The 3,387-nt window shown below is 65.3% G+C and carries 3 protein-coding genes; all 3 read left to right on the top strand.

What is annotated here, in order from left to right:
* On the top strand, positions 1-506 hold a 506-nt coding region (locus tag EOC06_RS33465), incomplete at its 5' end, for a homocysteine S-methyltransferase family protein (RefSeq protein WP_164898888.1).
* Positions 499-1,680 carry a pyridoxal phosphate-dependent aminotransferase gene (locus EOC06_RS33460; RefSeq protein ID WP_027034771.1) on the top strand — a complete coding sequence of 394 codons (1,182 nt, stop codon included), beginning with the start codon at positions 499-501 and terminating at the stop codon, positions 1,678-1,680. The genes EOC06_RS33465 and EOC06_RS33460, both read left to right, overlap by 8 nt.
* Positions 1,677-3,387: FAD-dependent oxidoreductase (locus EOC06_RS33455; RefSeq protein WP_245470301.1), on the top strand; the 1,711-nt coding region annotated here is incomplete at its 3' end. The genes EOC06_RS33460 and EOC06_RS33455, both read left to right, overlap by 4 nt.

Here is a 3,387-nt window from a genome sequence, read left to right as displayed (position 1 = left end):
GCGTCGACCTTTTCCTGTGTGAAACCATGGCGTCGGCGGACGAAGCCCGCGCGGCGGTCACCGCGGCATCGGAAAGCGGCAAGCCGGTATGGGTGTCGTGGACGCTGGCCGACCACGGCAAGCCGCGGCTGCGCAGCGGCGAAGCAATAGCCACCGCGGCAAGCGCGCTCGACGGCCTGGCAGTCGCCGCGCGGCTGGTCAATTGCTGCCGGCCGGAAGCAATCGCCGCGGCTTTGCCTGAACTGATCGGCCTCGGCGGCCCGGTCGGCGCCTACGCCAACGGTTTCACGTCAACCGAAGCGCTCAAGCACGGCGGCACCGTCGATGTGCTGCACGCCCGTCACGACCTTGGCCCGGATGCATATGCCGACCAGGCGATCGGCTGGGTCGAGGCTGGGGCAAGCATCGTTGGCGGCTGCTGCGAAGTCGGACCTCCGCACATCGCCGCTCTGCGCGACCGGCTCGAACAGGCCGGCTACGAAATTTCGGGAGTTTTGCATGCCTAGACCATCATCGCGCATTTCCGGCATCGTGCCTTCGGGCAAGGACGGCTGGGAAGTCCATTTCGCCGCCTGGACGCGCAAGGAGGCCGGCGAAGACATCATCATGCTGTCGGTCGGCGACCATGATTTCGATACGCCTTCGCAGACGATCGAAGCCTGTGTGACCGCGGTTCGCGGCAGCAATCATCACTACACCCCGCTTCCCGGCCTGCCGCGCCTGCGCAAGGCGATGGCGGCGGCCTCGAGCGCTTGCACCGGCGTCGAGACGTCGCCGGATCAGGTCATCGCCACGCCGGGCGGCCAGGCCGCACTCTACGCGGCCGTGCAGGGCGTGCTCGACCAGGGCGACCACGCCATCGTCGTGGCGCCCTATTATGCCACCTATCCCAACACGTTCAGCGCCGCAGGCGCTGATTTCACCGTCGTCGAGACACCGGCCGAGGATGGCTTCCAGCCACGTGCCGACATGATCCGCGCGGCAATCCGGCCGAACACGCGCGCCATCCTGATCAACACGCCGAACAATCCGACAGGTGCGGTCTATTCGCGCGAGCGGCTGGAGCAACTGGCAGAAGTCTGCCGGGAGCACGACCTCTGGCTGCTGTCGGACGAAGTCTACTGGACGCTCGGCGGCGGCGAGCACGTCTCGCCGCGCTCGCTGCCAGGGATGGCCGAGCGTACGCTGGTCATCAATTCGATGTCCAAGAGCCACGGCATGACCGGCTGGCGCATGGGCTGGCTGACGGGACCGGAGGAGATGATCACGCTCATGATCAATCTCAATCTGGTGACGACCTACGGCCTGCCGGCCTTCATCTCGATCGCCTGTTCCGAGGCGCTGGAGAACCGTTACGGCGTCAAGGAGATCGCCGAACGTTACGCGGCACGCCGCACCGTCTTGCTCGACGCCGTGCGGGGCATGAACGACGTGACCGTGCGCGGTTCGGAGGGCGGCATGTATGTCATGCTCGACATCTCGGCCGTCGAACCAGACGATGAGAAATTCGCCTGGGCCCTGCTCGACAAGGAAAAGGTCGGCGTCATGCCCGGCTCCAGCTTCGGCGAGGCCGCCGCCGGCCACATTCGAATCAGTCTCTGCCAGCCCGAACCGGTGCTGCAGGAAGCTGCACTTCGTCTGCGCCGCTTTGCTTCCAGCTACCGTCGCGAGGCAGCATGACCGCCAAGGCAGTTCCCGCCAAAGCAAGGGCGGTCATCATCGGCGGCGGCGTTTCCGGCTGTTCGGTCGCCTATCACCTGGCCAAGCTTGGCTGGACCGATATCGTGCTTCTCGAACGCAAACAGCTGACGTCGGGCACGACATGGCATGCCGCCGGCCTGATCGGCCAGCTGCGCGGCTCGCAGAACATGACGCGGCTGGCGAAATATTCCGCCGACCTCTACGTCAAGCTGGAAGCCGAGACCGAGGTCGGCACCGGCATGCGCCAGGTCGGTTCGATCACCGTGGCGCTGACCGAGGAGCGCAAGCACGAGATCTACAGGCAAGCGTCGCTGGCGCGTGCCTTCGATGTCGATGTCCGCGAGATTTCGCCCAGGGAAGTCAGCGAGATGTACCCGCATCTCAATGTTTCCGATGTCGTCGGCGCCGTGCATCTGCCGCTCGACGGCCAGTGCGACCCCGCCAATATCGCCATGGCCCTGGCCAAGGGCGCGCGCCAGCGCGGCGCCACCATCGTCGAGAATGTCAAGGTCACCAAGGTCCACAGCAAGGCCGGCCGCGTCACCGGCGTGTCCTGGGCGCAAGGCGAAGAGCAAGGCACGATCGAGGCCGACATCGTCGTCAACTGCGCCGGCATGTGGGCCCGCGAACTGGGAGCGCAGAACGGCGTCACCATACCGCTGCACGCCTGCGAGCATTTTTACCTCGTCACCGAACCGATCCCCGGCCTCACCCGTCTGCCGGTGCTGCGCGTGCCCGATGAGTGCGCCTACTACAAGGAAGACGCCGGCAAGATGATGCTGGGCGCCTTCGAGCCGGTGGCCAAGCCGTGGGGCATGGACGGCATAAGCGAGGATTTCTGCTTCGACCAACTGCCTGAGGACATGGAGCATTTCGAGCCGATCCTCGAAATGGGCGTTAACCGCATGCCGATGCTGGCGACCGCCGGCATCCACACCTTCTTCAATGGTCCTGAGAGTTTTACGCCCGACGACCGCTACTATCTCGGCGAGGCGCCGGAACTGGCCGGCTACTGGATGGCGACCGGCTACAATTCGATCGGCATCGTCTCCTCCGGAGGCGCCGGCATGGCGCTGGCGCAGTGGATCAATGACGGCGAAGCCCCCTTCGACCTGTGGGAAGTCGACATCCGCCGCGCACAGCCGTTCCAGAAGAACCGCCGCTATTTGAAGGAGCGCGTCTCCGAAACGCTCGGCCTGCTCTATGCCGACCATTTCCCCTATCGGCAGATGGCGACGTCGCGCAATGTCAGGCGTTCGCCGCTGCACGAGCATCTGAAGGCGCGCGGCGCCGTGTTCGGCGAAGTCGCCGGCTGGGAGCGCGCCAACTGGTTCGCACGCGAGGGCCAGGAGCGCGAATACCGCTATTCCTGGAAGCGCCAGAACTGGTTCGACAACCAGCGCGAAGAACATCTCGCGGTCAGGAATGGCGTCGGCCTGTTCGACATGACCTCGTTCGGCAAAATCCGCGTCGAGGGCCGCGACGCCTGTGCCTTCCTGCAAAGACTATGCGCCAACGACATGGACGTCGCGCCGGGCAAGATCGTCTACACCCAGATGCTCAACAAGCGCGGCGGCATCGAGAGCGACCTGACCGTCTCGCGGTTGTCGGAAACCGCCTACTTCCTCGTCGTCCCAGGCGCCACGCTGCAGCGCGACCTGGCTTGGCTGCGCAAGCACGTCGGTG

The sequence above is a fragment of the Mesorhizobium sp. M7A.F.Ca.MR.362.00.0.0 genome (assembly GCF_004023175.1).
Classification (GTDB): Bacteria; Pseudomonadota; Alphaproteobacteria; order Rhizobiales; family Rhizobiaceae; genus Mesorhizobium.
Note: the sequence above shows the minus strand (reverse complement) of the source record. Positions and strands in the feature narration are given on the sequence as shown.

What these genes read in the sequence shown, in the direction of transcription:
- EOC06_RS33460 (WP_027034771.1), top strand. Translation starts at nt 499, where the DNA reads ATGCCTAGACCATCATCGCGCATTTCCGGCATCGTGCCTTCGGGCAAG.